Below are 26,592 nucleotides of genomic sequence, written 5' to 3'. Positions count from 1 at the left end.
CTACACCTCTCTATTCGTCGGCAGCGTCAGATGTGTATAAGAGACAGTTATATAACAGTCAATTTCTTGCGTTATGGAGAACATATCCTCCGCCCAAAAACTTGTATTCTTAGAACCTGCTTCTCAAGGACTCTCACTTCTGAATTCACTTCTGAATTCACTTCTCAACTCATTTTTAATCCACTTCTGAATTCACTTTTTACCGTGATAAGTATGGAAATTTTCAATAGCCACCTTGCCGAAGGTATCTACAAGGCTGTCCAGCACTTTTTTTGTGATGGTATTTGCGGTATTGTCCATAGACTCTGTTGCAGAATACAGATACCTTACCCTGTTCCCGCTCTTATCCACCGCTCTTTTTGCATAACCGGCTTTTACAAGCCTGTCCAGGGTCCCTGCCACGCTGGATAAAGGAATACCTGTTTTTTCGGTAATATCCGGCGTTGTTGACTCCTGATTTGTCCACAAAACCTCCATGATCTGGGCTTCAATGGGACTGAAAAATTTGGTCAAACCCTCATTGGAAAGATTTATTCGGTCTAATTTAACCATGGCTTTACGACTGCTGTAAACAAATATAAGCTTTGTGATGAGCTTGAGGATAACTGGTTTTTATTCAGGGCTTTTTTGCACAGGTAGTTTACATCCAGCGTAAAGTTAAAGTAGGTTTACACTCAACGTAAAGTCATACCTTTACATCAAGTGTATAGTAAATTTGATTCAACGTAATTATCCAACGTAATTATCCAACGTAATTATCCAACGTAATTATTCAACGTAATTATCCAACGTGAGAATTGAAGGTAAACTGTTGAAAAGTAAACCGCTGAAAAGTAAATCGGCAACAGGTATTGAGGATTACAAATGCGTTTACATATGTTAGTCTTAAAAGACATATCCCGCAGGAAGACAAAACTCGGATTTGCAGTGCTGAGTGTGGTAATAGCTGCTGCAGCAATAGTAGCTGTAGTCACCACATTTTCCGCAGCAACCGAGGGTCTTTATGAAGAATCGAATAAGTTCGGTGCAAACATCATTGTCAGACCTGAGGTAACAACCATACCTCTTGTTGCGGGTTCAACGTCTATTGGTTCTCTGTCTATGGGAGAGAACTATATTGAAGAATCGGAAATTCCCAAAATTTATACTATTAAAAATAACTCCAACCTGGCAGTTGTAGCTCCAAGATTGTATGGGGTCGCAGAACTTGGCAATTCTTCTGTCGTTATAATGGGGGTAGACCCCGAGAAGGAGAAAAACCTCAAGTCCTGGTGGGAAGTCCAGGGGCACTGGATAACTGCAGAAACCCCTGAGAAAACCGAAGTAATGGTAGGTTCGGATATAGCCGGCCCCCTGGGGCTGAAAGAAGGATCCCCGATAACCCTTAGCCAGGGCAATCTTTCAATTGATGCCGTTGTTGCCGGGGTAATAGAAAGCACGGGCGGCAATGAAGATGGATATGTGATTCTTCCGCTTGCAGCATCCCAGTACCTGCTTTCTAAAGAGGGGAAGGTCAGCAGTTTAGAGGTAAGGGCACTCTGTAACGACTGCCCTGTTGAAGAAATGAGCAGGCAGATAGAAGGAGTGTTCCCCGGACTGGAAGCGCGGTCAATGAGCCAGATTGTAGATACCGAAATGGCAGTTGTCGAGCATACTCAGTCTTCCGCAATGGCGGTCTCAATAATTACCCTGCTGGTGAGCACATTGACAGTTGCTTCCACCATGCTTGCATCTGTGAATGAAAAGCTGAAGGAGATCGGTATTATGCGAGCGGTCGGTGCAAGTAATGCTCAGGTAGTGTCCATGCTTTTCTTTGAAGGAGCGATTATCGGAATAATCGGTGGCGGTATTGGATTTGCCATAGGTACGGTAGCCTCGTCCATTGCTGCTCCTATGCTGGTCTCGGTGTCGCCTTCGCCAATGTGGGAAATCCTGCCGCTGGTTGCCGGAATCTGTATACTTACCGGAATGGTGGCTTCGGTTATCCCTGCAAAAAGAGCGCTTGGAATTGACCCGGCGGAGGTGTTGAGAAGTGTCTGATAATCCCGTATCTAACAGTCCTGTGTCTGACAGTCCTGTGCTTGAGAACCCTGTGTCTGAAAAGCCTGAATTTTCCGTTAATCCGGAAATGCCGGCTAATCCTGAGGACCTGAGTACAAACCTGATTCAGGTCAAAGATGTGACAAAAAAATACAGGCTTGGCCACAATGAGGTCGAAGTCCTGCACGGGATTAATCTGGAAATCAAAGACGGGGAATTCGTGTCCATTATGGGCCAGTCGGGTTCCGGAAAAACCACTTTAATGAACATTATCGGGATGCTGGACAGACCAACTGGTGGAAGCATCCTCATCAAAGATATCGATATCACAAAAAAATCCCAGAAAGAACTTGTCGAGTTCAGGCGCAGGACTGTTGGGTTTGTGTTCCAGCAGTTCCACCTTATTCCCTCCCTCACAGCCTATGAAAATGTTGCCCTGCCGCTGGTGTTTGCGGGTGACAAAGATGACGGCGCAGTTGCCAGCGCTCTTGAGAGAGTCGGGCTGGCTCACAGGATGCACCACAAACCGGTAGAACTGAGCGGGGGAGAACAGCAGAGGGTTGCAATTGCCAGGGCTGTTGTCATGAAACCGAAAATCCTGCTTGCAGACGAGCCCACAGGAGCTCTTGATGCAAACACCGGTTCTATGATAATCTCTCTACTAAAATCGCTGGCAGGAGAGGTAACTGTCATAATGGTCACTCATAACAAAGAGCTTGCAGCGTATTCTGATCGCATAGTATACTTAAAAGACGGAAATGTTGCGGTGTAAAAAAACTATATCGGAGTAAAAAACATGAATGGAAAATTAATACTTACGGTTTTGTTAGCAGTAGTGGTGTCTCTGGTGGCAGCCGGATGCACGGAAATAGGGTCAAAAGGTACAGCTGATGCAAGCCCGGTAAAGGCGACCTGGATTACCACTCAGGCCAGTGGAGACCAGATATCCATTCCTGCCAGTTCTGTAGAAGAGGATACGAATGTTCACTTTAAGGTGAACACCGACAGCGGGGAAATTGCAGTCATGGCATACAGGTTTAATGATGAGGTCTTTGTAAGGTCCAATGTATGCCCTCCTTGCAATTCAATAGGATTTACCCTTGATCAGGGCACCCTTGTTTGCGATTCCTGCGGCACGGTCTTTGATGCAGCAACAGGAAACGGCATTGAAGGAGGCTGTGTGGCATATCCGAAGGAAAGCATCCCTTACACGGTTTCAGACGGAAACATTGTGATGAAACTCGGGGATGTGGTGGCTGCTCACGAGAAAACTATTGAACCGAACTAACAGCTATTTGCACGGGGCTTAACATGAACGAAATTGAAGTTAGAGAATTGGTGCCATCCGAATACAGAGAATGGGATTTGCTTGTGGAAGAGGTCCAGCCCGGCACCCCCTTTCATACCAGTGACTGGGTGGAAATCTACAGGGACGTCCTTTCAAGAGATCTCAGGATTTATGGTTGTTTCAGAGACGAGGAGCTTGTGGGAGGCTGCCCCCTTTTTGTTAAGAACCTCAAAGGGGTCCTGAAGGTGGCATCTTCGATAAGCAATATGACTGACTATTGCGGTCCCCTTCTAAAGGAGAGCTCCGGCTCCAAAGCAAGCAAAAGAGTGCAGGAGACCCATGAGATCTTTAACGCCCTCCGGGAATTCCTTTGCAGGCAGGGCTTTGATAGTATTCACCTGAAATTCTCTCCCGGGATTGAGGATATAAGGCCATTCACCTGGAACGGATGGGACTCAAAGGTCCACTATACCCATCACCTGGACCTGAATGAAGAGGTCGAGAATAACGTTTCAAGGACGATCCGGAAGGACCTTAAATCCGCATCTGAGGCGGGACTCAGGACAAGGGTATGGAATGATCTTGAAACCTATTATGGGCTGCTTTCCAAAGTATATGAGAGACAGCACCTGAAACCTCCGCTTCCCAGGAAGTTTTTCGAAAAAGTATTCAATCTGATTCGGGAAAAAAATATTGGCTACATGCTTGTTTCCGAAACTCCTGAAGGAGAAGCGGTTGCAGCACATCTGACCCTTTACGGGAAAAAAGGCACGATTGCCTGGTCTTCTGCCCGGGACCCGGCTTTTAGCCTGAGGGGGTCCAATGCCCTGCTCTATTATAAGGAGTTTCTTGACCTGAAGGCCAGAAATTTTGAATACATGAATGTTATGGCAGGAAACGTTCCCAGATTTGCGGATTATATCCTGGGCTTTTCTCCCAAACTGGTGCCTTACTACAGCGTAACTCTGGAGAATAAAAAGTATTCAGCCCTGAAAGCTTTACACAAAATAGCGACTTGATCCGGAAAACCGGACTTGCAGTCCTATTCCTATAGCGGATGTGAAATCGTGGATGCAAGATCAAAAAAGAAGTAAACATTTCCGTTAATGTGATAAACAGCGAGCCTGTAAACATGTGCTCCGGATGTAAGAATCGTTTCTGGTTTGCTGGCCATACTCTGTGCGTGGCAGGAAGGACGGTATAGATAAAGTTCAGTATATTCTGATTGGCTCTGTGTCCTTTTAATTGTTGAAGAAAAAATGGGTATGGAGTCATTCCTGATTTACAGAACTTTTGGTATACTGCCGTTAAGGATACTATAAAGTCAATTATAATCTCCAGTATCCATAATAGCCAGGTTGTCTATTGTAAATTGACAGTGTCTCATAATTTTCATTTTTTCATAATTTTCATTTTTTCATAATTTTCATTTTTTCATAATTTATATTGTCTCACAATATTTTTCTGCTAGTCTACCAGTCTATTTTTAATACTTGATTTTGAAAAGCCAGTAAATAAGAGTCTTAACGAGCTTATTTTTGAATATCAATTCCTTTATAAGATTAAACAAAAAACAGAAATTATTTTATGTATATTATAATTGATAATTATATCTGTAGTCACATATTTATACTATGGATGATTATTTATTATTAATAAAGTTGAAATGTTTGCTCAGGAATTATGAAAAATATAATTTCAAGTTACTGTCACTGATATTGTCCTTGAAGATTCTTTTGGAAAATTTGATTATAGATCCACTTCCAGAGTATAATTTGAAATTATTTTTTATGATTCTTAAGCTTGTTAATAAACAGTTGAAAAAATAGAATCATTTTTTGATATTTGAGAGGAGGTAAAAATAATGAAAAAACTTAAAAAGGAAATCAAAACGACAGACACACTGTCCCGCGAGGAGTTCAAGCAACACATTATCTCTAAAGCAGAGTTGAACCCGGAGTTCAAGCAAGCATTATTGGACGATCCGGAGCAAGCAGTCGGACAACTGGGCCTGAAGACTCAGGCAGATGTGAAAGTTAAAGTCTTAGAGGAATCTGCTGATGTTATCTACCTGGTATTGCCCCAAAAATTGACTCAAATGAATGGGGGATGCGTCGGATGCGATGGTGTAGGAGGCTGCGGGTTCTGCGAGTGTAAAAGCAGTATAGGTAACAGGTTAAATATACGTTAAAACTATGAAACCGTCCATCTATAATTTTGTCTGGTCAACCGATGACCCTGAAAAGGTAATGATTTTTAACAGTCTTACTACAGCACTAGCTGAAGTGAGCAAGATCCGAATAGATTTATTGAACGTTTCTCAGTTTGATTACGCTCTCTTGCCAGAAGACAAAAAGCAGTTTGCTGATGAGCTACGAAAGGGAGGATTCGTCGTTGACGACGCTGCTGATGAGCTGAGAACGGTCAAATTTGCCTATAACAGCGATAAGTATGACAGCGAGATAGTCAGACTGGTTATTGCCCCCACTTTAGCCTGCAATTTTGCCTGCGCCTATTGTTACGAACAACTGGACAAAAGCCAGGGCAAGAATGAGGGTCAAAATGTTTTCATGCCAGACGAGGTAAAAGAGGATTTGCTTAACTACATCGGAAAAATAGTAAAGACTGGAAAAGATGTATTTGTAACCTGGTATGGCGGAGAGCCACTTCTGGCAAAAGAAACTATTTTTGATTTATCTCAGAAAATAATTGCCATTACAGAAGAGAATAAAGTCGGATATTCTGCTGGCATGATCACTAACGGCTATCTAATTTCAGAAGATCCTGAAACCGTTCAGAACCTTAAGAAGAGCAGAATTAAGTTTATTCATATTACCCTGGACGGGCCTCGCGAAGTGCATAACAGCCGTAGAATGCTTAAAGGGAGCAACGGCCCGACATTCGACCGGATTCTTGAAGGAATCAAACTTCTGAAGGCAAACGATATCGAGACATATATCCGCGTAAACACTGACCGCTCCAACATCGAGAATATAAGCAGCCTTCTGGATGTGTTAAAGGATAACAACCTGAGTGACATATTCATTTACCTGGGCCATGTTATACCTTATACAGCGGGATGCAAGTCGTATGAGAGTTCCTGCATATTGACAGAAGAATTCTCTATAATAAACCAGAATTTTTATAAAAACTTAAACCAGATGGGATTCGATGCAGGCAGAGAGTCCTTTTACCCAAGATTTGCCCGTGCCTGCGACGCCAATCGGACGAATGCTTTTGTGCTTGACCCCGACGGGGACATGTACAAGTGCTGGACAGAAATAGGCAACAAGTCCGCAAGCATCGGAAAAATCGGCGACCTGGCACGGCAAAAAAAGGATAAGGAAAACCGCGAGATCCAGTGGCTGACCTGGGAGCCTTTCGAGTATCCCGACTGCGTAGAATGCAAGATGCTGCCCATCTGCATGGGAGGCTGCGCCAACCAGGCTATGTTCATTAACAAAGGCCGACCCGAATGCAAAGAATGGAAATATGGTCTGGAACATTACGTTCGAACCAGGTTTTCCAATTTGAAGGCTATGAGAGCAGCTATCAATAAGTCTTGCTGATTGGCAGAAAAACGGCTATAGTCAGGAACCTCATCTTTGATACAAAAGTGTTAGGTTATCTGATTTATCGTATATTTTTTTTCATATTGGCTTTTTTAATAAATCCCCTCAAAAAGGTATATTCCAGTAAACACTTTGAGCTGGCAATCTATATTTCATAGGGGCGATTTAATGAGGATCAAAATTGCGATGGCATTGATGTCTGTTATCTTTATGGCTGTGATCGCAATTATAACCAACCTGTTCCACTTATTGCCTGGTTCCGATGAAGCTGTCATTGTAGAATTTATGAGCACTATCTCTCTTTTCGGTTCTGTGCTTTTCTTATTAGAAGCAAGAAAAGAACTACCCGGATGGTATCTGGCAGTCCCGTTTTGTATTTCGCTATTTTTACTGGTTATTGTAAGTTTTTGGGAAGTTAGTGGTGGAGAACTTCTTAGTGGCTACAGGTACCTCGTAACACCCCTCGTGATAACACTTCTAGCGTTATTGTCCCCATTCTCGCTACTGGTCTTTTTATCTTTGCATGGGCATCCATACTCGATGAAAGCATATCTTGCAGTTTCATCTACAGCGAGTATTATTTCTATATTTTCCCTTTTCTTTGCAGTCTGGGAAATTTCATCAAGGCACCCACAAGAAGCGTCTTTTAGTGGCGGTCTCATAGCAATTTATTTACTTTACTGGCTGGTTGTGATGCCGGTTATGGGATCAAGTTTTTTGCTTCGTGCAATAAAGTAAAGGAATAATGGGGTTGTATGAAGCAGAACGCCAGGTCGGAGAAACTGTTTACTCTTAACGCTCATGTTCTGGAAAGGGTAAATAATTGAGAGGGTTTGATTAGTTTTTGAGATAAGCTTCTTTATTAAGCCTGGTCTTTTCGGGACTTGCGAACGGCAGCCAGGCCTTTCCAATCTTCCATGTCAAGCTCCGGTTTTTCAGCCCGATATTTCGCATACAATGCTATTCCCACAGGGTCTTCAAGGATATCGACTTTGACGCCCTTCTCGCGCAGCATCTGTTCATTGCCCGAGGCGTTCGTAACATCGCCAACGACCACGCGGTCGAACTGGCGCATGTATATCAATGTGGCGCAAACGTCGCAGGGGCTGAGCGTTGTGAAAATTGTGGTATTGCTGAAGTCCTGCCGTCCCGCATCGCGTATGGCAGAAGTTTCACCGTGGTTATAAGGGTCGTTGTCCTGCACAAGCGTATTATGCCCTTTGCCGACAATCCGGTGCGTATTGTTATCGATGATGACGCCGCCGATAGGACAGCCGCCTTCATCATAGCTTTTTTGAGCAAGTAAAACTGCTATACGCATAATATTGTGGTCGCTCAGTTTAAAGAAGAATTCATCTTCAACTATCGCAGGAAGACTTTTCGTGGGCAAATGAGCGAGGACATTAAGTGCCTCTTCCGTAACAGGCGTGTCTTTTGTAATGAAGTGTTTCATAGGATCCCCCTTTTCAAATCACGCTAGTATTCTTTTCGGCATCATTAAGACATTTGAAATTGATTAATTTAATACTTTTTATCATACAAATAAAATTAACAACTTTAAAGTAAATTCTTGCTGATCATTATAAACTTTTGTATTTGACTGGTGAATAATAAATTTACATAACTTCGATTTTCATGGTTAAACCATTTCCTTTTATTTGAGGAAAAAAATAGAAGTCAAACTTGTCTGGAACGGCAAAAATAGTGAAGTGTGAAATTATGGTTATTCTCTGCTTGAAGCTGAGTGTTTGAGAGCCATAAATACTGTAGTTCTGGATGCTCATGTAGGCTTTTTGCACGAGATGACACCAAGTAAAAACAGCTTAGCCTATGACCTTCAGGAGCCTTTCAGGTTTCTTGTGGACCTAGCGGTTATCAGCCTGATTGAAGTGAAGCTATGGAAAGAATAGCTATAAGTGGTATTTGAAGTTGAGGATAAAATGATAATCGATAATAAAAATTGCGTAATCTATATATATTATATTACTTTTTAATATAAATATGGAAGATCTCTCTATTCGACAAACAAAGAGAATTGAAGAAATTGATTATTTAAGAGGATTTGCCATATTAGCCGTAGTCGCGATTCATACTTCTGCGAACTTCACACAAATACCAAATGTAAATCTGTTATTAATAATAAATGTAATAATAGATGTATTTTCACACTTTGCTGTTCCATTATTCATATTTATATCTGGTTTTGCTCTTTCCATCAAATATAAAGGTCAATTTTCACAAAAATTATTTTTACAAAAAAGAGCTAAATCAATACTTCCTCCATATATTATTTTTTCAACAATATATATATTATATAATATATCACTTTCTGCAATAAATGGCAATTTAAAAATCCCTTCGATAATGACAATAATATTTAATTTCCTTACGGCAAGTAGTTATTCTCATTTATGGTATTTTGCATTAATAATCCAATTTTATATTTTCTACCCTTATATTATGAAAACATATGAAAAGTTTGCGAATAACGGGAAAATATTTTATTTCATCTTTTTGGTGTTAATTACACAACAAGTATGGATAATAATTAAAGGCACTGCCATAGATTATTTTGATTCAAGTACTTACTTCAACTCTATAACTTATTTTAATGAAATCGTTTATATCATTTTAAATCGTGTATTTTTTTCTCATATCTTTTATTTTATATTTGGAATATATGTATGTCAAAATTATGAATATGTGATAGCTCAAATATCTAAAGCTAAAAAATGGATTCTTCCAACAATAATACTCCTTACAGGAGTGATTTCTGCTTTCTGGATTAATGGAATGATTAAATATGGAAGTTATTACAGTATTCCCCAATCTTATTTTCTAGTTCCTTATCTTCTCGCATCAATATATTATCCATTTATTTTTTCAATACTTTTTATCTTAACTTTTTCAATCATTAAAAATAAATATTCAAACTATTCAAAAACGATTTTACTTATTGGCAGATACTCTTTTGGAATCTATTTAATCCATGCTTTATATATTGCAATAATTGTGACATTAATATTTCCACAATTTGGCGTAGATTTTAACCATTTGATATTCTATCCAGTTTTGTTTATATCATCACTTTTATTAAGTTATTTTAGTGTTTATTTGATATCTTATTTGCCTTACAGTGAAATAATAATAGGAATTAAAAAATAAAAGCTGATACTAAGAGCCTATCTGAAAAGTATTGTGATATACTATAACTTTTGAAAAAATAAGTTATGCGAATTTACTACATATCTATACAAAAATTCGCATTTTTTATTAAACCTGTATTATAGCTATAGTATGTTTTGGGCAGGGAAACTTTTGAAAAATAAAGATTGTGCATTATCTTTGCAAACAGCGTTGCGTTTTTTAGAGATACCTATATCCCCAGGATTTAATGCGAGGAGTGGAGTTCAAACCCACAAACACCTTCGTCGATTGCTATTATTCCAAATTAATCGAAATCCAGTTTCTGCTCTTTTTTCCGTATTTTTGGCGCTACTGTGGTCATCCTGCTGTACGAGCACATAAACGCAAGCAAAAGCCATGTTGGAGAGAACGTTATGAAAACATTAATCACGTATTAGTGAATGACCCAAAGATTTAGTTTTCATAATAAAAAACGTGTGCATGAATGAGAATTTGATGTTTTTCAATCTCGCATACACCTGCAATTATAAATATCATCCAATTTTATAATAATCACTGGATAACTGACATACACAAACAAAAGGGAAAATGGGGGATTGAAATAAATGAAAAATAAGGAGAATTTATCCTTAACATTTTTGACTTCAGCAGTCCTGGCTTGTTTTTTAATTATCGGCTCATCTGCTGCACAGGTATCTAGCGAGCAAAATGCTTCGGATAATGACTCGGCGGCAAATAATGAATTTCCGTATCCGCGCGGTATGGTTCCGGCATACGGGATGATGGGATGGGAGACAGGCACTCAGTTTTTAACGGATAACGCTACGCTTGTCCACCTCGGATGGAGCACTTCTATAACTCCGCAGCAGTTTGTTGACAACGTAAATAGAGGCAAAGAGCTGGGGATTTCGAAATATCTGGTAGCTACTGGCGGCCCGCAGATGGAGTCTGAAAGCTTCTGGAAAGAAGTCAGGGATCTGGGGGTTACTGATGATGATTTCTATGGGGTATATTTCCCTGACGAGGAAGGAGACCCTTCAACGCTTATCGCCATGCGCACGGGTATGAAGAAATACTTCCCCGATGCTGTTGCCGGCGATTATTTAGGGGATATGCAGACCGGGCCTGACGATGAGGAATTTATTCCGGGGCTGGATGCCTGTTATTTCACCACCTACACAAAATTTCATCCAGAACGCCCGCACGCCTGGGTATATGGGAATCTTATTGCCAATGCCCCTGACTGGAAAAATGCAGGAAAAACAATATATGTAACAACAGAAGCATTCGGTCAGGCTCTTGAGGTGAATGATCTGGACCCGGACCTGGATTCTGAGCAAAAAGTGGCGGCGCGTCATGAAAGTCAGATCGTGATGGGAATTTTGGGCGGGGCGCAGGGTGTTTTCTCATATGCTTACAAATACGCAGAAGATACTCCAAACTATGCCGGATGGGTCAGCTTTAAGCCGAAATATGAACAGGTCTGGCCCTGGATTATGAACGACAACAGGACACTCCTGACAACAAACGTAACCAGCGGCAGGACAAATATAACATCAGATCCGGGCGGCACAATCGATGCAGTTACAGCTTACATATTTACTGATGCAGACGATAGAAAGTTAGTTGCATCATCAAGTATGCTTGATTTTACTGAAGCAAACGGCACGGCAAATAATGCAACAATTTCCGGCGTGCCAGATGGGACGTATGATGTCTTATGGGAGAACAGAACCGTGAACGTTACTGATGGAACCATCGAAGATACCTGGCAACCATACGAGTACCACTTTTACCAGTTAGAGGCGAACGATACCAGTACCGTATAAGCTCTTACTGTCACCAGATAAGCTCTAAGTGTTACCAGTGGTTCCGGTTTACTGTTACCAGCAGTCCGGTTTGGGTTCTTTCACCGGGGGTCGGCAGGTTACTCTCTCTGCTGACTCTTCTATCTTTGCCGACTCTCCTGTCTTTGCCGACTCTCCTGTCTTTGCTGACTCTCCTGTCTCTGCTTACTCTCAACTCTTTCGCTTTTTCTTTTTTCCTGTTTCATTGAGCAGAAGTTCTGGTAAAACCACTCTACTTTTCCCGGTTTTAGCTTTTAATAACAGATAATTTATCAATCTAAGGATTATGCATATATTTTATAAGAGCTAAATAAATAATATGTGCTGCAAAGCTAAATCAGAAATCTGTTAGATTTTTTTCAATGGCACATGTGGGGGTTGGATATGAAAAATAAAACTCTAGCGATATTTGTAATTTTTTTAATTTCTGTTGCACTGGTGACAATTGCATCGGCTGGAACGGAAAATAAGCTCACACAGGATGAGAGGTTAACACTGAGAACATCAATCTATGGCAACTATGTTTTTTGGACAGAGTGTGCCGGGAATGATGTACATGCTTACGATCTAACTACCGGAAACCTGACAGATATTACAGGGAATTCGGCAGGAAGTAATCTTAATGCATATGGAGATAAGGTGGTATGGACCTCGGATAGTGAAACTGTCTATATGTATGATATTTCTACAGGCAATGAAACCCTTATAGCATCCGGAAGGCGTATTCCTGATATTTACGGGAACTACATAGTCTATACTAATAACTATTATTATGGTGAGGATCACCAAAATGATGGGATTTATCTTTACGATCTCAATACTCACAATGAAACGAAGATCGCCGCAGTTTACAGTTTTCCTGCCATATACGGTAAAAAAGTAGTGTGGTCGCAGGAGAATAGCAGCAATGCTTATGATATCTACTTATATAATATATCCACTCAACAAACAGGCAAAATAACAACTACAAACAGCTCAATGCCCGAATCCGAACTCGATATCTACGGAAATATCGTAGTCTGGACGGAATCAGGCAACGTATATATGTATGACATTGCTTCCAACAAAACGACTCAGGTTACCAGTAACGTAAGTGCATATCAGCCTGCAATCTACGGTAACTGGATTGTATATACGGTAGGCGATCCCTATAGTGGGGGTAATAAAGACATCTACATGTATGAGATATCTGCTGCAAGGACAACCCGCATAACTACCAGTAACCTTGCATTCAGCCCGTCTGTCTATGGCGATAAAATAGTATATGCAGATTGTCGCAATAATCCGGAATTTTGTGAAGGAAGAGATATTTATCTGTATGATCTCTCAAATACATCGAATAATCTCGTCGCAAATTTCACCGGCAATGTTAGCTCAGGAAATGCACCTTTGAACGTCTCTTTTACCGACACCGGTACAGGAACACCGGATGCATGGTACTGGGACTTCGGGGATGGAGATATTTCAAACGAACAGGACCCGGTTCATACTTATTTATCAGCAGGAAACTATACCGTCTGTCTGACAGTAAGCAATGCAAACGGTACGGATTCAAAGTTAGCTACAATACGTGTAAAAAAAGAATTACAGTGTTAGAAGTGGTAAGGAAGCAGTCACAGTAGCATAGTGGGGATGCCTGAATTTCCTGACAGATGGGCAGGTTTACCCCATTAATCCATTTTTAATATCTGTCCTTTTTTCTATCCTTCTGCCAGTGTTTTAGAAAAATGAACCGCGAATTAGCAAAGATTTTTGCCGCAAAATTAAGAAAAACAGAATTTCAATGTCAATTTTTGCTGAAGTATGAGCGCATAAATCATATTTGGCTGTTCTCCGTATGATGACATGACAAAAGCAAGAAACATCACAATTTACGGGACAGGGTTTTTATACACGGAAAGGATCAAAAATCAGGAGCATTTTTAACTATGAATCTTTAATGCTTTATTACGAGTCCTGCAGGTTTAACTGCAAGTCTCAGTGCTACTTAGTGCTTATACTACTGATGCTTATTAAGAACCTTTAATGCTTAACTAAGAGTCCTGCCCATTCACTACACGCAGATCTTGCTAATTATTATATACCTATAAGCCACGTAAAATTAAAACGTCTATTGAGGAATACTGATGAAGGACCCACTAAAAACAATAAGGGAAACAAAACCCCTGATTCATCACATCACGAACTGGGTAACTATTTACGACTGCGCAAATATGACAAGAGCTTTTGGTGCGCTCCCTGTAATGGCGCATGCTCCTGAAGAATGTGCCGACATGACAAAGATCTCGTCGGCTCTTGTGCTCAATATCGGAACCCTGACATCCGAAATCATAGATTCCATGCTGCTCTCCGCTGCCGCTGCAAACGAAAAGAAAATCCCGGTGGTACTTGATGCAGTCGGCGTTGGAGCTACGAAATTCAGGGATGAAATGGCTGCAAAACTCCTTGGTTCGGTCCACATTGACATCATCAAAGGCAATTACTCAGAAATTGCAAAACTGGCAGGCGAAAAAGCTGAAACAAAAGGTGTAGAAGCAACCGCAATTAATGCCGATCCCGAAAAAGTTGCAAAAGCATTCGCAAAAGCAGAATCCTGCATCGTAGTAATGACAGGAAAAGAAGACATAATAAGTGACGGAAATAAGACATTTATTGTGAAGAACGGGCATGAGCTAATGGGGTCAATTGTCGGGACCGGCTGCATGGCTGCATCTATAATCGGCTCATTTGCGTCAGTCAATCCGGATTATTGTGATGCCGCCAAAGATGCTTTATGCTACTTTGGAGTTGCAGGAGAACTTGCAGCTGAAAAGTCAAGCGGGCCCGGAAGTTTTAAGGTTCACCTGTATGACGAAGTGTTCAACCTGTCAGATGAGAAAGTAAAGGACATGATGAAAGTCGAAGAAAAATGAATCAGGAAAAAGGGACTTCCACGCGGTTTGCTTAATCTGCCTGGATACTATTCCGGGGTGCTCTGCCAGTGCACCCTTGCTAGTGCACCTTGCCATGCCATCCCGAATGGCATCTTCCAATCATTTCCTTCCCGCGCCCAGGCGACCGGGCCGCCGCCTTTGAAGAAATGAATCTCTAAATATCAGGCACAGAAAAACCGATTATCACAATATCAACAATTTACGAGCTGGCTACCTTATTATTATTATAATTATTATAACCAGCTGGATTCTAATTATTTTTAAAACACGTATGCTGAATGGGTTGAAGCATTATGGACCAGGAAAATTCCACTCAAACAAATTTCAATCAGACACCTTTCAACCAGAAAACCTCTCTTTTAAAAGAGATCGACTTTTACCTTGTAACAGACTCCGGACTCTCAAAGAAAGGGACTTTATCCGATGTAAAGGAAGCAGTTGAAGCAGGCTGCAAGATTGTTCAGTACCGGGAGAAAAACAAGAGTACAAAAGAAATGGTCAACGAAGCATCCGAAATCAAAAGAATATGCGGTGAGAGAGCAATCTTTCTTGTAAATGACAGAATTGACGTTGCTCTGGCAGTTGATGCGGATGGAGTTCACATAGGCCAGGACGACATGCAAATTGAAACCGCAAGAAAACTTCTGGGCGCAGATAAGATAATCGGCCTTACTGTCCACAACGTTGAGGAAGCAATCGAAGCAGAAAAAAGTAGCGCTGATTATTTAGGCCTGGGATCCATATTCGATACTTCCACTAAAAAAGATGCAGGAAAGGGAATTGGTCCTGCCAGAATAAGAGAAGTTAAAAATGCGATAAAAATCCCGGTAGCTGCTATTGGGGGAATAAATAAAGAAAACTGCAAAATTGTAGTTGAAAATGGAGCTGACAGCCTTGTTGCAATTTCCGCAGTAGTTTGCAGCGACGATGTGAAAAGGGAAACCGAATATTTCATAGATATAATTCAAAAAATGAAAAACAGAAAAGTATAAGTGCATTTTTCAGGCAGGACTTAATTCTGTCTTGATCAAAGTCTTTTGATGTCACTTTTACATTCTGGCTTTTCTCTTTTTTTCGCGTTGTAATTCAGTCCACGTAAGTGAAGCTCACCAATATAACCCATAAATTTGTCTGCTTGAGCGAGCGAAGCCCCTACTATAGCCTATAAATTAGCCCTCTTGAGCGAAGCGAAAAGAGCAGCGTACTGTTGCACTTATCTTTGGAATGCCTTTCTGTTGACCTGCCCCCATTTCCAGGGCTCGTCAAGGATATTGACAGTAACCTTTTCTATCCCGTTGACGCTCAGAACTTTTCGCCTGACCTGGTCCTTAAGGTATTCGATCATGGGACAGGCACTCGTTGTCAATACAAGGTTTACGTTCACACTTGTTCCCTCCACGATAACTTCCTTGACCAGGCCAAGGTTGACGATATCTATTCCAACCTCAGGGTCGATCACGTCTTTTAGCAGGGAATAAATTTGCTCATCTTCGTTGAGCACGGTTTTTTGCGAGGTTATTGCGGATATGGGCGCGGATATGGGTGAAGATTCCCCATGAGTTTGAAACCGTTCTTCTAACCTGCTTAACCGGTCAAGCATCTGGCTTACCACAGTAAGCACGGGGTCCGACAACTTATCGTGATTCAGCTGCCCCACGAGCCCGGAGGATTGCGGCCCTGCAATCCTGGCAGGAACGCCCACCACGGTAGCTTCGGCTGGGACTGACCGGATCACAACCGAACCCGCGCCTACTTTAGCACCTTTTCCAATAGTAATTGGCCCGAGCACGATTGAACCTGAACCCAGAACCACCTCATTTTCAACAGTAGGATGGCGTTTTGTCCTTTCCAGGGCTGTCCCTCCCAGCACAACTCCCATGTATATGAGAACGTCATCACCTACTTCAGCAGTTTCTCCGATTACAACTCCGGACCCGTGGTCAATGAATACCCGCTTCCCGAGCTTTGCTCCGGGATGGATCTCAATGCCTGTGAGCGCTCTTGAGATATGAGATGTCAACCGGGCAAGGAAATAGAAGTGTTTGTTCCAGAGAGAGTGCGCTACCCGATGCATCCAGATAGCGTGCAGCCCCGGATAGCAGCAGAGTACCTCAAGCCTGGACCTTGCGGCCGGGTCTTTTTCAAAAACTGTCCTGATATCTTCTCTGATATCTTCCCGGATTCCCATTGAAATCTTCCAGCATTAATTGTCAAATAAATTAGTTAAAATTGTCAAAAAGATCAATCAAAAAGATCAATCAAAAAGATCAATCAAAATTGTCAAATGGATCAGTCAAATAAATCGGTGCTCAGATAACGCTCCCCTGTGTCCGGCAGGATAACAACAATCATTTTCCCGCTCATTTCCTTCCTGGATGCTACCTGCAGGGCTGCGTATACAGCTGCCCCTGAAGATATCCCTGCAAGGATGCCTTCTTCCTTAGCCAGCCTTCTCGCTGTGGCAATGGCATCATCTGCAGTTACCCTGACTATTTCATCGACAAGGTCAAGCCGGAGTACATCCGGAATGAAACCTGCCCCTATTCCCTGGATCCTGTGCGGGCCCGGCTTTCCGCCGCTTAGCACGGGAGATTCGGCAGGTTCGACTGCAACCGCCTTGAAAGCAGGGTTCCTTTTTTTGAGAACACTGGCAATCCCTGTGATTGTCCCTCCTGTTCCCACACCTGCTACAATCACATCCGCTTTTCCGTCCGTATCTCGCCATATTTCCTCGGCAGTTGTCCTGCGGTGGACTTCAGGATTTGCAGGGTTCTGGAATTGCTGGGGTATATAGTAAAGAGCAGGATCTTCTGCAGCCATCTGTTCTGCTTTGTTGACCGCCCCTTTCATCCCTTCGGGCCCGGGGGTCAGGACAAGCTCTGCTCCCAGGGCCTTCAGCAGTTTTCTTCGTTCTACAGTCATTGTCTCAGGCATAACAAGGATGAGCTTATAGCCGCGGGCAGCGCATACACCTGCAAGAGCAATGCCGGTGTTGCCGCTTGTAGCTTCAACAATGGTGGTACCCTCTTTGATTTTCCCCTCACGTTCGGCTTCTTCGATCATTGCCAATCCGATTCTGTCCTTTACACTTCCCATCGGGTTAAAGGACTCCACTTTTACCACCACATCCGCATGAAGACCTTTAGTAATGTGATTTAACCGAACAAGCGGCGTGTTACCGATTGTCCGGGTTATGTCTGAGTATATTCGCTCCATATTATCCGCCTTTTTGCTGCAGTTTTTTTCCTGAAATTTGCCGTTCTCCATAGTTCACACCGGCTTGAATTGGACCCTCAATCATACGCTGTAATAAGGAGTATGCAGGGAAATTCACAATTGTGAACTACGTGTGGTCTTAAATATAAAGTTATCGAGCAGACAGCGTACTGTAATGAACTGCAAAGGAAAAACTAAGAGTCTAAAAAGACATCATAGGCGTGATTATAGAAGATGAATATAGAAGATGAATATAGAAGATGAATATAGAAGATGAATATAGAAGATGAATATAGAAGAGTCAGTAAGGTGGATGCCAGAATGAGATAAAAGTTTTAAAATAGACTGATAAAATAGACTGATTTAAAGTGAACTTATTAAAAATCAGAATATGTCATTTCTTTCAGTTCACTTTTTGTTTTCAGTTCACTTTTTAGCTTTCTTCTTTTTAACTGCCGGTTCTTCCGCAACACAGGTGCTACTGCAGTCGCTCTCAATTCCTCTTGCACTTGTACATATCTTGCAGATCCTTGGTACAAAGTCTTCGACTTTATTGTCGATTAAGTCCTGAGCAAGTTTTTCAATCAATTCTTTCGTCTCGCCCTGGAACTCGATTCTGTATCCTCTTTTTCCCGAAATATACTGGGAAACTGCCGACGGAGCAATCCCCAGTAGCTTTGCAGAAGCTGCCTGTGACTGTCCTCTATTTACAAGTTCGATTGCAAGACTGGCCCTTATTGCGGGGACCAGATCCCACACAATCTTCTGACACGGAGTTTCCATGATTATCATCACTTCTTTAGGTTTTACAATTGAGAACGAATATATCTGATATACATATATATTTATTTTCAGTGTTAAAAATAATAATAAGATTTACCTACGAAGCAATATTCTCAAGGGGACTGCTGAATTTCAGCTGTTTCATCGGTTCTATCAGGGAAATTTTCCAGGATAAAACTTAAATAGTCACAATTGTTATGTTTATTCACAATTGTTATCATCAGTTATCATCACTCACAATTGTAAAGGTGCAAATGTGACAGTTGAAAACAGGACCATTTACATGGATAACTCTGCTACAACTCCTGCAAGAAAAGAAGTTGTTGAGGAGATGCTTCCCTACCTGACAGAAAACTTCGGAAATCCTTCTTCTATCTATGATCCGGGAAAAATCTCAAAACGTGCGATAGAAAAAGCAAGAAAAAAGGTCGCCGATGCCATCGGGGCTGAAGAAAATGAGATATATTTCACATCCGGAGGCACCGAATCCGATAACTGGGCATTAAAGGGGATAGCCTTTGCAAACAGGAATAAAGGAAATCACATAATCACTTCTTCTATTGAACACCATGCAATCCTTCACACCTGTATCTGGCTGGAAGGGCAGGGATTTGAGGTAACGTACCTGCCGGTGGATAAATATGGAAGAGTGTCCCCTGAGGAGCTGAAAAATGCGATCAGAGCCGACACAATACTCATTTCCATAATGCTTGCGAACAATGAGATAGGGACAATTCAGCCTGTAGAAGAAATCGGAAAAATCGCAAGAGAGAACAGGATATATTTCCACACAGATGCGGTCCAGGCAATAGGCCATGTCCCTATAGATGTCAAAAAAATGAATATTGACCTCCTATCCCTTTCAGGGCACAAGTTCGAAGGGCCAAAGGGTTGTGGAGCCCTCTACATACGAAAAGGAACAACAATAGAACCTCTTCTCCACGGCGGAGCTCAGGAAAGAAAACGCAGGGCGGGAACCGAGAATGTCCCTGCCATCGTGGGCCTTGGAAAGGCTATAGAGCTTGCAGCAGGCGAGATTGAAGAAACGAATAAAACCCTGCTGGAAATGAGAGAGCGCCTGATTAAAGGGCTTCTGAAACTCCCGAAAACCCACCTCAACGGCCATCCCACAGAGCGGCTTACAACCAACGTAAATGTCACGTTTGAATACATAGAAGGTGAATCCCTCCTGCTTCTGTTAAATGCTAAAGGAATTTTTGCATCCACGGGAAGTGCATGCAACTCTACATCTCTTGAACCCTCGCATGTGCTTACAGCCTGCGGAGTTCCGCACGAGATAGTTCACGGTTCTCTGAGGTTGAGCCCTGGAAGGATGAATACCCGGGAAGATGTGGACAGGGTGCTTGAGGTCCTGCCTGAGATAGTGCAGAGACTCAGAAATATGTCGCCATTGACCCCTCAGGAGTACAGGACTCTTTGAGAGGCACCTGCAGACTGGTGAGGAAAAACTGCAGGATAATTTGGGTAAAAAGAACCTGACTTTGGAATAATTTGAAAATTGAAAACTAATGTTTGAGGACAAATCATGGATTACAGCGCTAAAGTGATGGACCATTTTTCAAACCCCAGAAACATGGGAAGCATTGAGAACTGCGACGGAGTAGGAGAGGTGGGGAACGCAAAGTGTGGAGACATAATGAAGATCTTCCTTAAAGTCGAAGATGACCGGATTGCGGATGTGAAGTTCCAGACCTTTGGATGCGGGGCTGCAATTGCATCAAGCAGTATGGCAACCGAACTTATCAAAGGAAAGACCCTGAAAGAAGCCTGGAAACTTTCAAACAAAGCAGTTGCAGAGGCCCTTGACGGGCTCCCTCCGATAAAAATGCACTGTTCAATGCTTGCAGAAGAGGCGATTCATGAGGCAATTAACGATTATCTCAAGAATAAAGGACTTGAGCCGTGGACAGAATGAACCGCAGCATGTTTGAAATTTAAGTTGCTTTGAAAACGGAATTAATTTGAAAACGGAATTAATTTGAAAACGGAATTAATTTGAAAACGGAATTAATTTGAAAACGGAATTAATTTGAAAATGAAATCACTTTGAAAATGAAATCACTTTGAAAATGAAATCACTTTGAAAACGGAATTACTATGGAAAATGGAATTATTATGGAAGATCAGTTAATTGCAGAGGAAATAAAAAAACTCAAAAAGGAAAGGAATGCCATAATCCTTGCCCACTTTTACACCCGCAGGGAAGTGCGGGAAGTTGCAGATTTTGTTGGGGATTCCCTTTCCCTCTGCAGGGAAGCAGTGAATTCAAAAGCTGAGGTTATAGTTTTTGCAGGCGTCCATTTCATGGCAGAATCAGCATCAATTCTTTCCCCTGAAAAGTTAGTCCTTTTGCCTGTTCCGGATGCGGGTTGCCCGATGGCGGATATGGTCACTGTAAAGGCCCTCCGGGAAGAAAAAGAAAAACATCCGGAAGCAGCTGTTGTATGCTATGTAAACAGTTCAGCCGCAGTAAAAGCCGAATCCGATATCTGCTGCACATCTGCAAATGCAATAAATGTGGTAAATTCAGTAGAAAACAGGGAGATTATTTTTGTCCCGGACAAAAACCTTGGCGCATTTGTAGCTCTTCATACCGAGAAAAAGATACATCTCTGGCCCGGATTCTGCCATGTTCACGAGAACATCGGGGATGAGGAGATAAAAGAATTAAAAAAAATGCACCCTGGTGCAGAATTTCTTGCACACCCCGAGTGCAGGCCTGAGGTCCTTAACCTTGCTGACCACATTCTCAGTACCTCAGGGATTATAAAAGAGGCGGAAAAATCAGATTCGACGGAATTCATAATAGGAACTGAAAAGGAAATTGTTAAAAACCTGAACCGAAAATACCCGGATAAAAAATTCTATCCTGCTTCGGAGAAGGCTTTTTGCTATAATATGAAAAAAATCACCCTCGAGTCTATTCTCAACAGTCTCCAGAATATGGAATACGAAGTCCATGTTCCGGAGCATATAAGAGTAAAAGCAAAAAAAGCGCTGGACAGGATGCTTGAGATCCGGGGAAATTGAATCTAAAAGAAAGGATTGCAGGGTTAGAAAGGACTGCAGTTTCCTTTCCCTGACTTTTTTCCTGAACTATTTTTCCTAAAGGATCTGTCCCGTATCATATTTTTTCCCGGTTCATTTTTTCATATTGACGGTAAATTATTTATACTTGCATCACAATTGTGATTATATCTTCACAATTGTGATGATGCGTAAAAAGCAAATGTATGTCAGAATGGCAGAGTGGTTATGCCTCCGGCTGCAACCCGGAGATACGTGAGTTCGATTCTCACTTCTGACTTTGAATAACAGCTGAAAAAGAGGTAGAAGAGAAAATGGTGCAGGATATAAGGGTACAGAAGACGTTTGAAGCCTTGTTTACCCTTGAAGATATAAGGGAGATTTTCAGAGGGACTTTACCCACGGGTCTGAATGAAACCGAAGAACAGGAATTTCAGAAAAAGATCTCGGCTCTCAAAAAAGTAATAAATGAGCTTGAAAGCGGGACAGGAAAGCCCGAAGTTTTCAGGCTTGCAGGAAATCTTCCGGTCAGGGACAGAGAAGAATCCTTCATAAACATCCAGCCTATACAGGCAGCCGGAAAGCTGACCGTTGACGCTAGAAAGGCGCTTATAGCTTATGGAGACGGCTATTCTACCTGTGATTCATGCAAAAAACCTTTCAGGCTCGATAAGATCACAAAGCCTGGAATTGCGGATTTCCATTCCGAACTTGCAGATTTTCTCAATATGGATGAAGCCAGGGTTGTCCCGGGAGCAAGAAGAGGGTTTCAGGCAGTTGCATCTTCTTTACTCGAAAAAGGAGATATTGCCCTTGTCTCTTCCCTTTCTCATTATACCGAGTTTCTTTCTGTGGAAAACGCAGGCGGCATTGTAAAGGAAGTACCCCTGAATGAAAAGAATATAATTACAGCCGAAGCAACCGCAGAAAAAATCGAAGCAATCATCAGAGAAACCGGAAAAACCCCTAAAATCGTGATGATGGACCATTTTGACTATCAGCTGGCAAACGAGCATGAGATAAAGGAAATCTCAAAGGTCTCACACCAGTACGATATTCCGCTTCTCTACAACGGAGCCTATACCGTAGGGGTAATGCCTGTTGACGGAAAAGATCTGGGAGCTGATTTTGTAATAGGGTCAGGCCATAAGAGCATGGCTTCTGCTGCACCGTCCGGGGTCCTTGCAACAACCGAGGAGTGGGCTCCTGTCGTCTTCAGGACAACTCAGATGAAAGGGGACCTTACTGAACGCAAGTTTGGCATAAAAGAAGTTGAAATGCTCGGCTGCACCCTGATGGGAGGGACTCTGTTCTCAATGATGGCGTCTTTTCCGGCTGTAAAGGAACGGGTAAAACACTGGGATGAAGAAGTGGACAAATCCAACTACCTGATGGACAGGCTCCTTTCGATTTCCGGCAGCAAGGTATTGTCCGAATACCCCCGAAAACATGCCCTTTCCAAAATCGATACTACTGACAGTTTTGATACGGTTGCGAAAAGCCATCCGAAAAGGGGCTATTACCTGAGCGACGAACTTTCAAAAAGAGGAATTGTCGGCTTATTCCCCGGAGCAACAAGAGCCTGGAAGCTGAGCACGTACGGGCTTTCCCGGGACAGAGTAAAGTACCTGGGAGATTCCCTGGTCGAGATAGCAGAGAAATACGGTCTGGAGGTTAGATGAGATGACGGACGAAAAAGGAAACCGGAATGAAAAAGCAAGTAAGGAAAATACGGGAAATAAGGAAAATACGGGAAGTAAGGAAAATAAGGAAAGCCTGAAAAAAAAGAGGTTTGAAAATCTGGGAGTTTCTACCCTTGCCGTGCATGCAGGAACAACACCTGATCCGGCTACAGGAGCAAGGTCAGTTCCGATTTATCAGACAGCAGCGTATGTGTTCAAAGACACTGAAGAAGCAGCCGACCTTTTCGGGCTTAGAAAAGCAGGCAATATTTATACGCGCCTGATGAACCCCACAACCGATGTCTTTGAGAAAAGAATCGCTGCCCTCGAAGGAGGCATAGGCGCCCTTGCAACAGCCTCAGGGATGGCTGCAATTACAACGGCTCTTCTCACCTTTACAAAACCCGGAGACGAGATCGTTTCAGGGGACAAGCTCTATGGAGGGACCTACGAGCTCTTCAATTATACTTTCCCCAAACTCGGAAGGACCGTAAAATTCGTAGACTCAAGCAGCCCCGAGGAATTTAAAAATGCAATCTCCGAAAACACAAAAGCCCTGTATGTGGAATCAATAGGAAACCCGGGACTTGATGTGGCTGACCTTGAAAAACTTGCAGAGATTGCCCATGCGGCAGGAATCCCCCTTGTCGTGGACAATACTGTTTCTCCTCTGATCTTAAGGCCAATAGAACACGGAGCAGATATAGTCGTATGTTCCGCAACAAAATTCATAGGAGGGCACGGGACTTCGATAGGTGGGGTAATTATTGACTCCGGAAACTTTGACTGGATCCCTGAGAAATTCCCTGAGATTTGCGAGCCCGACCCCGGATACCACGGCCTGAAATATAAGGAAGCCTTCGGAAAGGCAGCTTTTATTGGAAAAGCAAGGGTGCAGTTCATGAGGGATACCGGAGCCTGCCTTTCCCCTTTTAACTCATTCCTGTTCACGCTGGGGCTTGAGACTCTCCCCCTGAGAATGAAAAAACACTGCGACAACGCCCTTGCAGTTGCAAAGTTCCTGGAGGGCCACCCGAAAGTTTCCTGGGTCTCCTATCCGGGCCTTGAGTCTCACAGGAGCCATGAGCTTGCAAAGAAATACCTCAAGTCAGGTTCCGGCGCAATAGTAGGCTTTGGGATTAAAGGCGGAATCGGGGAGTGCAAAACGTTTATTGAAAGCCTTGAGGTCTTTTCCCACCTTGCAAATATCGGGGATGCCAAAAGCCTCGTAATCCATCCGGCTTCAACCACCCATGAACAGCTGTCAAAAGAAGAACAGCTGGCATGCGGAGTAACTGAAGACTTCATCAGGCTTTCCGTAGGAATCGAGGACGAAAAAGACCTGATTTTCGACATCGAACAGGCACTTTCAGAGGTTTGAGCGAGCATGGCAGTTTCCGGGAGTTCTTCGAAATCTAAATCCAAATCTAAATCTAAAAAACTGTTTTCGGAAAAAAAAGGCAAGAGCATCGGGATAGTCCGTTCAATGAACTATAAAATCCCGGGAACCTTCAGCCTTGAGAGCGGAAAAACCCTTTCCGGCGTCAGGATAGAGTATGAAATGTACGGGAAGCCGAATGCCGATAAGAGCAACGTTATCCTGATCTGCCACGCCCTTACGGGAGATGCCCATGCTGCCGGGTTCCATACAGGCGACAAAAAACCCGGCTGGTGGGACATTGTAATCGGCCCCAATAAAGCATTTGACACTGAAAAATACTGCATCATCTGCTCAAACATACTGGGCGGTTGTAAGGGCTCTACAGGCCCTTCTTCCATAGATCCTGAAACCGGAAAACACTACGGCATCTCCTTTCCCGTAATTACCATAGCAGACATGGTAAAGGCCCAGAAAAAACTGGTAGAGCACCTCGGAGTAAAACAGCTTTTTGCGGTTGTGGGCGGCTCAATGGGCGGAATGCAGGTGCTCCAGTGGACGGTCAGCTACCCCGATATGGTAAAAAAAGCAATTGCAATAGCGACCACAGCCTCCACAACCCCGCAGCAAATTGCTTTCGGAGCAATCGGCAGGAAAGCCGTAACCGATGACCCGAAATGGAACGGGGGAAACTACTACGGGAAAGAAATCCCTGCACAGGGACTCGCACTTGCACGCATGATCGGGCATATTACATACCTCAGCGACGCTTCAATGCAGAAGAAGTTCGGAAGGCTTCAGCAGGATGCGGATGCAGCAGGCATAACCGGTACAGCGGGAACGACAGGCACAGCGGGCACGACAGGCACGACAAACACGAATTTGTCCGAACTTTCCCCGAAACTCTCCCCGGAACTCTCCCCGGATGCCTCAAATGACGCCTCAAATGATCTCGCCCCAAACTTCCAGGTTGAGAGCTACCTGAACTACCAGGGAGATAATTTCACGAAGCGTTTTGATGCCAATTCCTACCTGTACATTACAAAAGCTGTGGATTACTTTGACCTTTCAAGGAACGGCTCCCTTATAGAGGGCTTTTCCGGAGTTACTGCAAAGTACCTTGTAATTTCCATATCCTCGGACTGGCTCTATCCCCCTTACCAGTCACAGGAAATAGTCTCGGCTCTTACTGCAAACGGAGTTGATGCCAGGTACGAAGAAATCAGGTCTCAATACGGACACGACGCTTTCCTGCTTGAAGAGGGACAGCTGAACTACCTGATAAGGAGCTTCCTCTCGCAGATCCTCGTAAGCGACGTTATGAACCGGAATTTCTATTCGGTCTCGCGAGACGAAACAATCGAGCACGCATCAAGGCTCATGGTAAAAGAACGTGTAAGCCACCTGCCAGTCATTTCAGAGGACGGAAAGCTTGAAGGCATCGTCACCTCCTGGGACATTACAAAAGCAGTAGCCTGCAAAATCAATGAGCTGGACGAAATTATCACCCGGGATGTCAGGTATGTATATGAAGACGAAAGGATTGAGAAAGCGTCCTCAATAATGGAAGATAACTCAATTTCCGCACTTCCGGTCATAGATTCCGAGCACCGCGTAATAGCTGTCTCTTATACACATCTCCGAGCCCACGAGACGGA

24 protein-coding genes and 1 pseudogene are annotated in these 26,592 nt (G+C 42.9%); 19 read left to right on the top strand and 6 right to left on the bottom strand.

Translation table 11 applies throughout. The annotated features are described in order from the left end of the window. Positions 1-192: 192 nt before the first annotated feature. Complete coding sequence (locus tag EO95_RS05270) at positions 193-552, bottom strand: BlaI/MecI/CopY family transcriptional regulator (RefSeq protein WP_048132826.1); 360 nt, start codon at positions 550-552, stop codon at positions 193-195. 324 nt (positions 553-876) lie between these two features. Here EO95_RS05270 and EO95_RS05265 point away from each other — a divergent pair, with 324 nt between their 5' ends. From EO95_RS05265 to EO95_RS05230, 7 genes are all read left to right on the top strand, one after another. Next, positions 877-2,040 carry an ABC transporter permease gene (locus tag EO95_RS05265; RefSeq protein ID WP_048132824.1) on the top strand — a complete coding sequence of 388 codons (1,164 nt, stop codon included), beginning with the start codon at positions 877-879 and terminating at the stop codon, positions 2,038-2,040. Beyond that, the gene (locus tag EO95_RS05260; protein WP_327037145.1) at positions 2,033-2,812 is read left to right on the top strand and encodes an ABC transporter ATP-binding protein; all 780 of its coding nucleotides are present in this window, start codon (positions 2,033-2,035) and stop codon (positions 2,810-2,812) included. The genes EO95_RS05265 and EO95_RS05260 overlap by 8 nt, the downstream gene beginning before the upstream one ends. A gap of 24 nt (positions 2,813-2,836) precedes the next feature. Then, positions 2,837-3,328, top strand: coding sequence for a Fe-S-containing protein (locus EO95_RS05255; protein WP_048132822.1), 492 nt, complete (start codon positions 2,837-2,839; stop codon positions 3,326-3,328). Between the two features lie 23 nt (positions 3,329-3,351). Then, positions 3,352-4,347: a GNAT family N-acetyltransferase gene (locus tag EO95_RS05250; RefSeq protein WP_048132819.1), complete on the top strand. Its 996-nt coding sequence runs from the start codon at positions 3,352-3,354 to the stop codon at positions 4,345-4,347. An 845-nt stretch (positions 4,348-5,192) separates the two neighbouring features. After that, positions 5,193-5,519 carry an NHLP leader peptide family RiPP precursor gene (locus EO95_RS05240; protein ID WP_048132860.1) on the top strand — a complete coding sequence of 109 codons (327 nt, stop codon included), beginning with the start codon at positions 5,193-5,195 and terminating at the stop codon, positions 5,517-5,519. Between the two features lie 4 nt (positions 5,520-5,523). Further along, positions 5,524-6,897 (top strand): radical SAM/SPASM domain-containing protein, encoded by a 1,374-nt coding sequence (locus tag EO95_RS05235; protein WP_048132814.1) that lies wholly within the window; start codon positions 5,524-5,526, stop codon positions 6,895-6,897. A 171-nt stretch (positions 6,898-7,068) separates the two neighbouring features. Further along, entirely contained in the window at positions 7,069-7,638 is a 570-nt protein-coding gene (locus EO95_RS05230; protein WP_052733512.1) for a hypothetical protein, read from the top strand. 124 nt (positions 7,639-7,762) lie between these two features. On the opposite strand, the gene EO95_RS05225 is transcribed toward EO95_RS05230, so the two are convergent. After that, complete coding sequence (locus EO95_RS05225) at positions 7,763-8,353, bottom strand: nucleoside deaminase (RefSeq protein ID WP_048132813.1); 591 nt, start codon at positions 8,351-8,353, stop codon at positions 7,763-7,765. 262 nt (positions 8,354-8,615) lie between these two features. Between EO95_RS05225 and EO95_RS16980 the strand changes: the two are divergent. From EO95_RS16980 to EO95_RS05215, 3 genes and pseudogenes are all read left to right on the top strand, one after another. Beyond that, positions 8,616-8,810: pseudogene (locus EO95_RS16980) on the top strand (CRISPR-associated endonuclease Cas1); the annotation flags it as partial. Between the two features lie 91 nt (positions 8,811-8,901). Beyond that, on the top strand, positions 8,902-10,065 hold the full coding sequence (locus tag EO95_RS05220) for an acyltransferase (RefSeq protein WP_048132811.1): 1,164 nt from the start codon (positions 8,902-8,904) through the stop codon (positions 10,063-10,065). A 587-nt stretch (positions 10,066-10,652) separates the two neighbouring features. Beyond that, positions 10,653-11,876 (top strand): hypothetical protein, encoded by a 1,224-nt coding sequence (locus tag EO95_RS05215; RefSeq protein ID WP_048132809.1) that lies wholly within the window; start codon positions 10,653-10,655, stop codon positions 11,874-11,876. Between the two features lie 31 nt (positions 11,877-11,907). Here EO95_RS05215 and EO95_RS17470 read toward each other — a convergent pair whose 3' ends face one another. Next, complete coding sequence (locus EO95_RS17470; protein ID WP_156163983.1) at positions 11,908-12,069, bottom strand: hypothetical protein; 162 nt, start codon at positions 12,067-12,069, stop codon at positions 11,908-11,910. Positions 12,070-12,332: 263 nt separating this feature from the next. Between EO95_RS17470 and EO95_RS05210 the strand changes: the two genes are divergently transcribed. The 3 genes from EO95_RS05210 to thiE all read left to right on the top strand — a co-directional run bounded on the left by EO95_RS05210 (position 12,333) and on the right by thiE (position 15,819). Continuing rightward, positions 12,333-13,490, top strand: a complete 1,158-nt coding sequence (locus EO95_RS05210) for a PKD domain-containing protein (protein ID WP_082105938.1) — start codon at positions 12,333-12,335, stop codon at positions 13,488-13,490. A gap of 530 nt (positions 13,491-14,020) precedes the next feature. Next, entirely contained in the window at positions 14,021-14,806 is a 786-nt protein-coding gene (gene thiM, locus EO95_RS05205) for a hydroxyethylthiazole kinase (protein ID WP_048132804.1), read from the top strand. A gap of 314 nt (positions 14,807-15,120) precedes the next feature. Continuing rightward, a complete protein-coding gene (gene thiE, locus EO95_RS05200) occupies positions 15,121-15,819 on the top strand; it encodes a thiamine phosphate synthase (protein WP_052733511.1) in 699 nt (232 codons plus the stop codon). A gap of 221 nt (positions 15,820-16,040) precedes the next feature. Here the strand turns inward: thiE and cysE are convergent, their stop codons facing one another. From cysE to EO95_RS05185, 3 genes are all read right to left on the bottom strand, one after another. Continuing rightward, complete coding sequence (gene cysE, locus EO95_RS05195) at positions 16,041-17,015, bottom strand: serine O-acetyltransferase (RefSeq protein ID WP_048132801.1); 975 nt, start codon at positions 17,013-17,015, stop codon at positions 16,041-16,043. A 101-nt stretch (positions 17,016-17,116) separates the two neighbouring features. Continuing rightward, positions 17,117-18,043: a cysteine synthase A gene (cysK, locus tag EO95_RS05190; RefSeq protein ID WP_048132854.1), complete on the bottom strand. Its 927-nt coding sequence runs from the start codon at positions 18,041-18,043 to the stop codon at positions 17,117-17,119. A gap of 426 nt (positions 18,044-18,469) precedes the next feature. Then, entirely contained in the window at positions 18,470-18,835 is a 366-nt protein-coding gene (locus EO95_RS05185) for a transcriptional regulator (protein WP_235282876.1), read from the bottom strand. A gap of 274 nt (positions 18,836-19,109) precedes the next feature. Here EO95_RS05185 and nifS point away from each other — a divergent pair, with 274 nt between their 5' ends. From nifS to EO95_RS05155, 6 genes are all read left to right on the top strand, one after another. After that, positions 19,110-20,267 (top strand): cysteine desulfurase NifS, encoded by a 1,158-nt coding sequence (gene nifS, locus EO95_RS05180; RefSeq protein WP_048132852.1) that lies wholly within the window; start codon positions 19,110-19,112, stop codon positions 20,265-20,267. A 105-nt stretch (positions 20,268-20,372) separates the two neighbouring features. Continuing rightward, positions 20,373-20,762: a Fe-S cluster assembly scaffold protein NifU gene (nifU, locus tag EO95_RS05175; RefSeq protein WP_048132797.1), complete on the top strand. Its 390-nt coding sequence runs from the start codon at positions 20,373-20,375 to the stop codon at positions 20,760-20,762. 200 nt (positions 20,763-20,962) lie between these two features. Beyond that, the gene (gene nadA, locus EO95_RS05170; protein ID WP_048132850.1) at positions 20,963-21,877 is read left to right on the top strand and encodes a quinolinate synthase NadA; all 915 of its coding nucleotides are present in this window, start codon (positions 20,963-20,965) and stop codon (positions 21,875-21,877) included. A 311-nt stretch (positions 21,878-22,188) separates the two neighbouring features. Next, complete coding sequence (gene pscS, locus EO95_RS05165) at positions 22,189-23,556, top strand: O-phospho-L-seryl-tRNA:Cys-tRNA synthase (protein ID WP_048132795.1); 1,368 nt, start codon at positions 22,189-22,191, stop codon at positions 23,554-23,556. A 1-nt stretch (position 23,557) separates the two neighbouring features. After that, complete coding sequence (locus tag EO95_RS05160) at positions 23,558-24,937, top strand: O-acetylhomoserine aminocarboxypropyltransferase/cysteine synthase family protein (protein ID WP_082105935.1); 1,380 nt, start codon at positions 23,558-23,560, stop codon at positions 24,935-24,937. A gap of 6 nt (positions 24,938-24,943) precedes the next feature. Beyond that, the coding region (locus EO95_RS05155; protein WP_156163982.1) for a homoserine O-acetyltransferase at positions 24,944-26,592 on the top strand (1,649 nt) is incomplete at its 3' end.

Source organism: Methanosarcina sp. 1.H.T.1A.1 (assembly GCF_000979295.1).
GTDB lineage: Archaea > Halobacteriota > Methanosarcinia > Methanosarcinales > Methanosarcinaceae > Methanosarcina.
The sequence above is the reverse complement of the archived record's forward strand: the minus strand, read 5'-3'. Positions and strand labels throughout refer to the sequence as shown.

Excerpts from the sequence above, each read along its gene's own strand:
- EO95_RS05265 (WP_048132824.1), top strand. The coding sequence starts at position 877 with ATGTTAGTCTTAAAAGACATATCCCGCAGGAAGACAAAACTCGGATTT.
- EO95_RS05160 (WP_082105935.1), top strand. The coding sequence starts at position 23,558 with ATGACGGACGAAAAAGGAAACCGGAATGAAAAAGCAAGTAAGGAAAAT.
- thiM (WP_048132804.1), top strand. The coding sequence starts at position 14,021 with ATGAAGGACCCACTAAAAACAATAAGGGAAACAAAACCCCTGATTCAT.
- cysK (WP_048132854.1), bottom strand. The coding sequence starts at position 18,043 with ATGGAGCGAATATACTCAGACATAACCCGGACAATCGGTAACACGCCG.
- nifS (WP_048132852.1), top strand. The coding sequence starts at position 19,110 with ATGGATAACTCTGCTACAACTCCTGCAAGAAAAGAAGTTGTTGAGGAG.
- nifU (WP_048132797.1), top strand. The coding sequence starts at position 20,373 with ATGGATTACAGCGCTAAAGTGATGGACCATTTTTCAAACCCCAGAAAC.
- cysE (WP_048132801.1), bottom strand. The coding sequence starts at position 17,015 with ATGGGAATCCGGGAAGATATCAGAGAAGATATCAGGACAGTTTTTGAA.
- pscS (WP_048132795.1), top strand. The coding sequence starts at position 22,189 with ATGGTGCAGGATATAAGGGTACAGAAGACGTTTGAAGCCTTGTTTACC.
- EO95_RS05235 (WP_048132814.1), top strand. The coding sequence starts at position 5,524 with ATGAAACCGTCCATCTATAATTTTGTCTGGTCAACCGATGACCCTGAA.
- thiE (WP_052733511.1), top strand. The coding sequence starts at position 15,121 with ATGGACCAGGAAAATTCCACTCAAACAAATTTCAATCAGACACCTTTC.
- nadA (WP_048132850.1), top strand. The coding sequence starts at position 20,963 with ATGGAAGATCAGTTAATTGCAGAGGAAATAAAAAAACTCAAAAAGGAA.
- EO95_RS05185 (WP_235282876.1), bottom strand. The coding sequence starts at position 18,835 with ATGATAATCATGGAAACTCCGTGTCAGAAGATTGTGTGGGATCTGGTC.
- EO95_RS05270 (WP_048132826.1), bottom strand. The coding sequence starts at position 552 with ATGGTTAAATTAGACCGAATAAATCTTTCCAATGAGGGTTTGACCAAA.
- EO95_RS05215 (WP_048132809.1), top strand. The coding sequence starts at position 10,653 with ATGAAAAATAAGGAGAATTTATCCTTAACATTTTTGACTTCAGCAGTC.
- EO95_RS05250 (WP_048132819.1), top strand. The coding sequence starts at position 3,352 with ATGAACGAAATTGAAGTTAGAGAATTGGTGCCATCCGAATACAGAGAA.
- EO95_RS05225 (WP_048132813.1), bottom strand. The coding sequence starts at position 8,353 with ATGAAACACTTCATTACAAAAGACACGCCTGTTACGGAAGAGGCACTT.
- EO95_RS05220 (WP_048132811.1), top strand. The coding sequence starts at position 8,902 with ATGGAAGATCTCTCTATTCGACAAACAAAGAGAATTGAAGAAATTGAT.
- EO95_RS05230 (WP_052733512.1), top strand. The coding sequence starts at position 7,069 with ATGAGGATCAAAATTGCGATGGCATTGATGTCTGTTATCTTTATGGCT.
- EO95_RS05240 (WP_048132860.1), top strand. The coding sequence starts at position 5,193 with ATGAAAAAACTTAAAAAGGAAATCAAAACGACAGACACACTGTCCCGC.
- EO95_RS05255 (WP_048132822.1), top strand. The coding sequence starts at position 2,837 with ATGAATGGAAAATTAATACTTACGGTTTTGTTAGCAGTAGTGGTGTCT.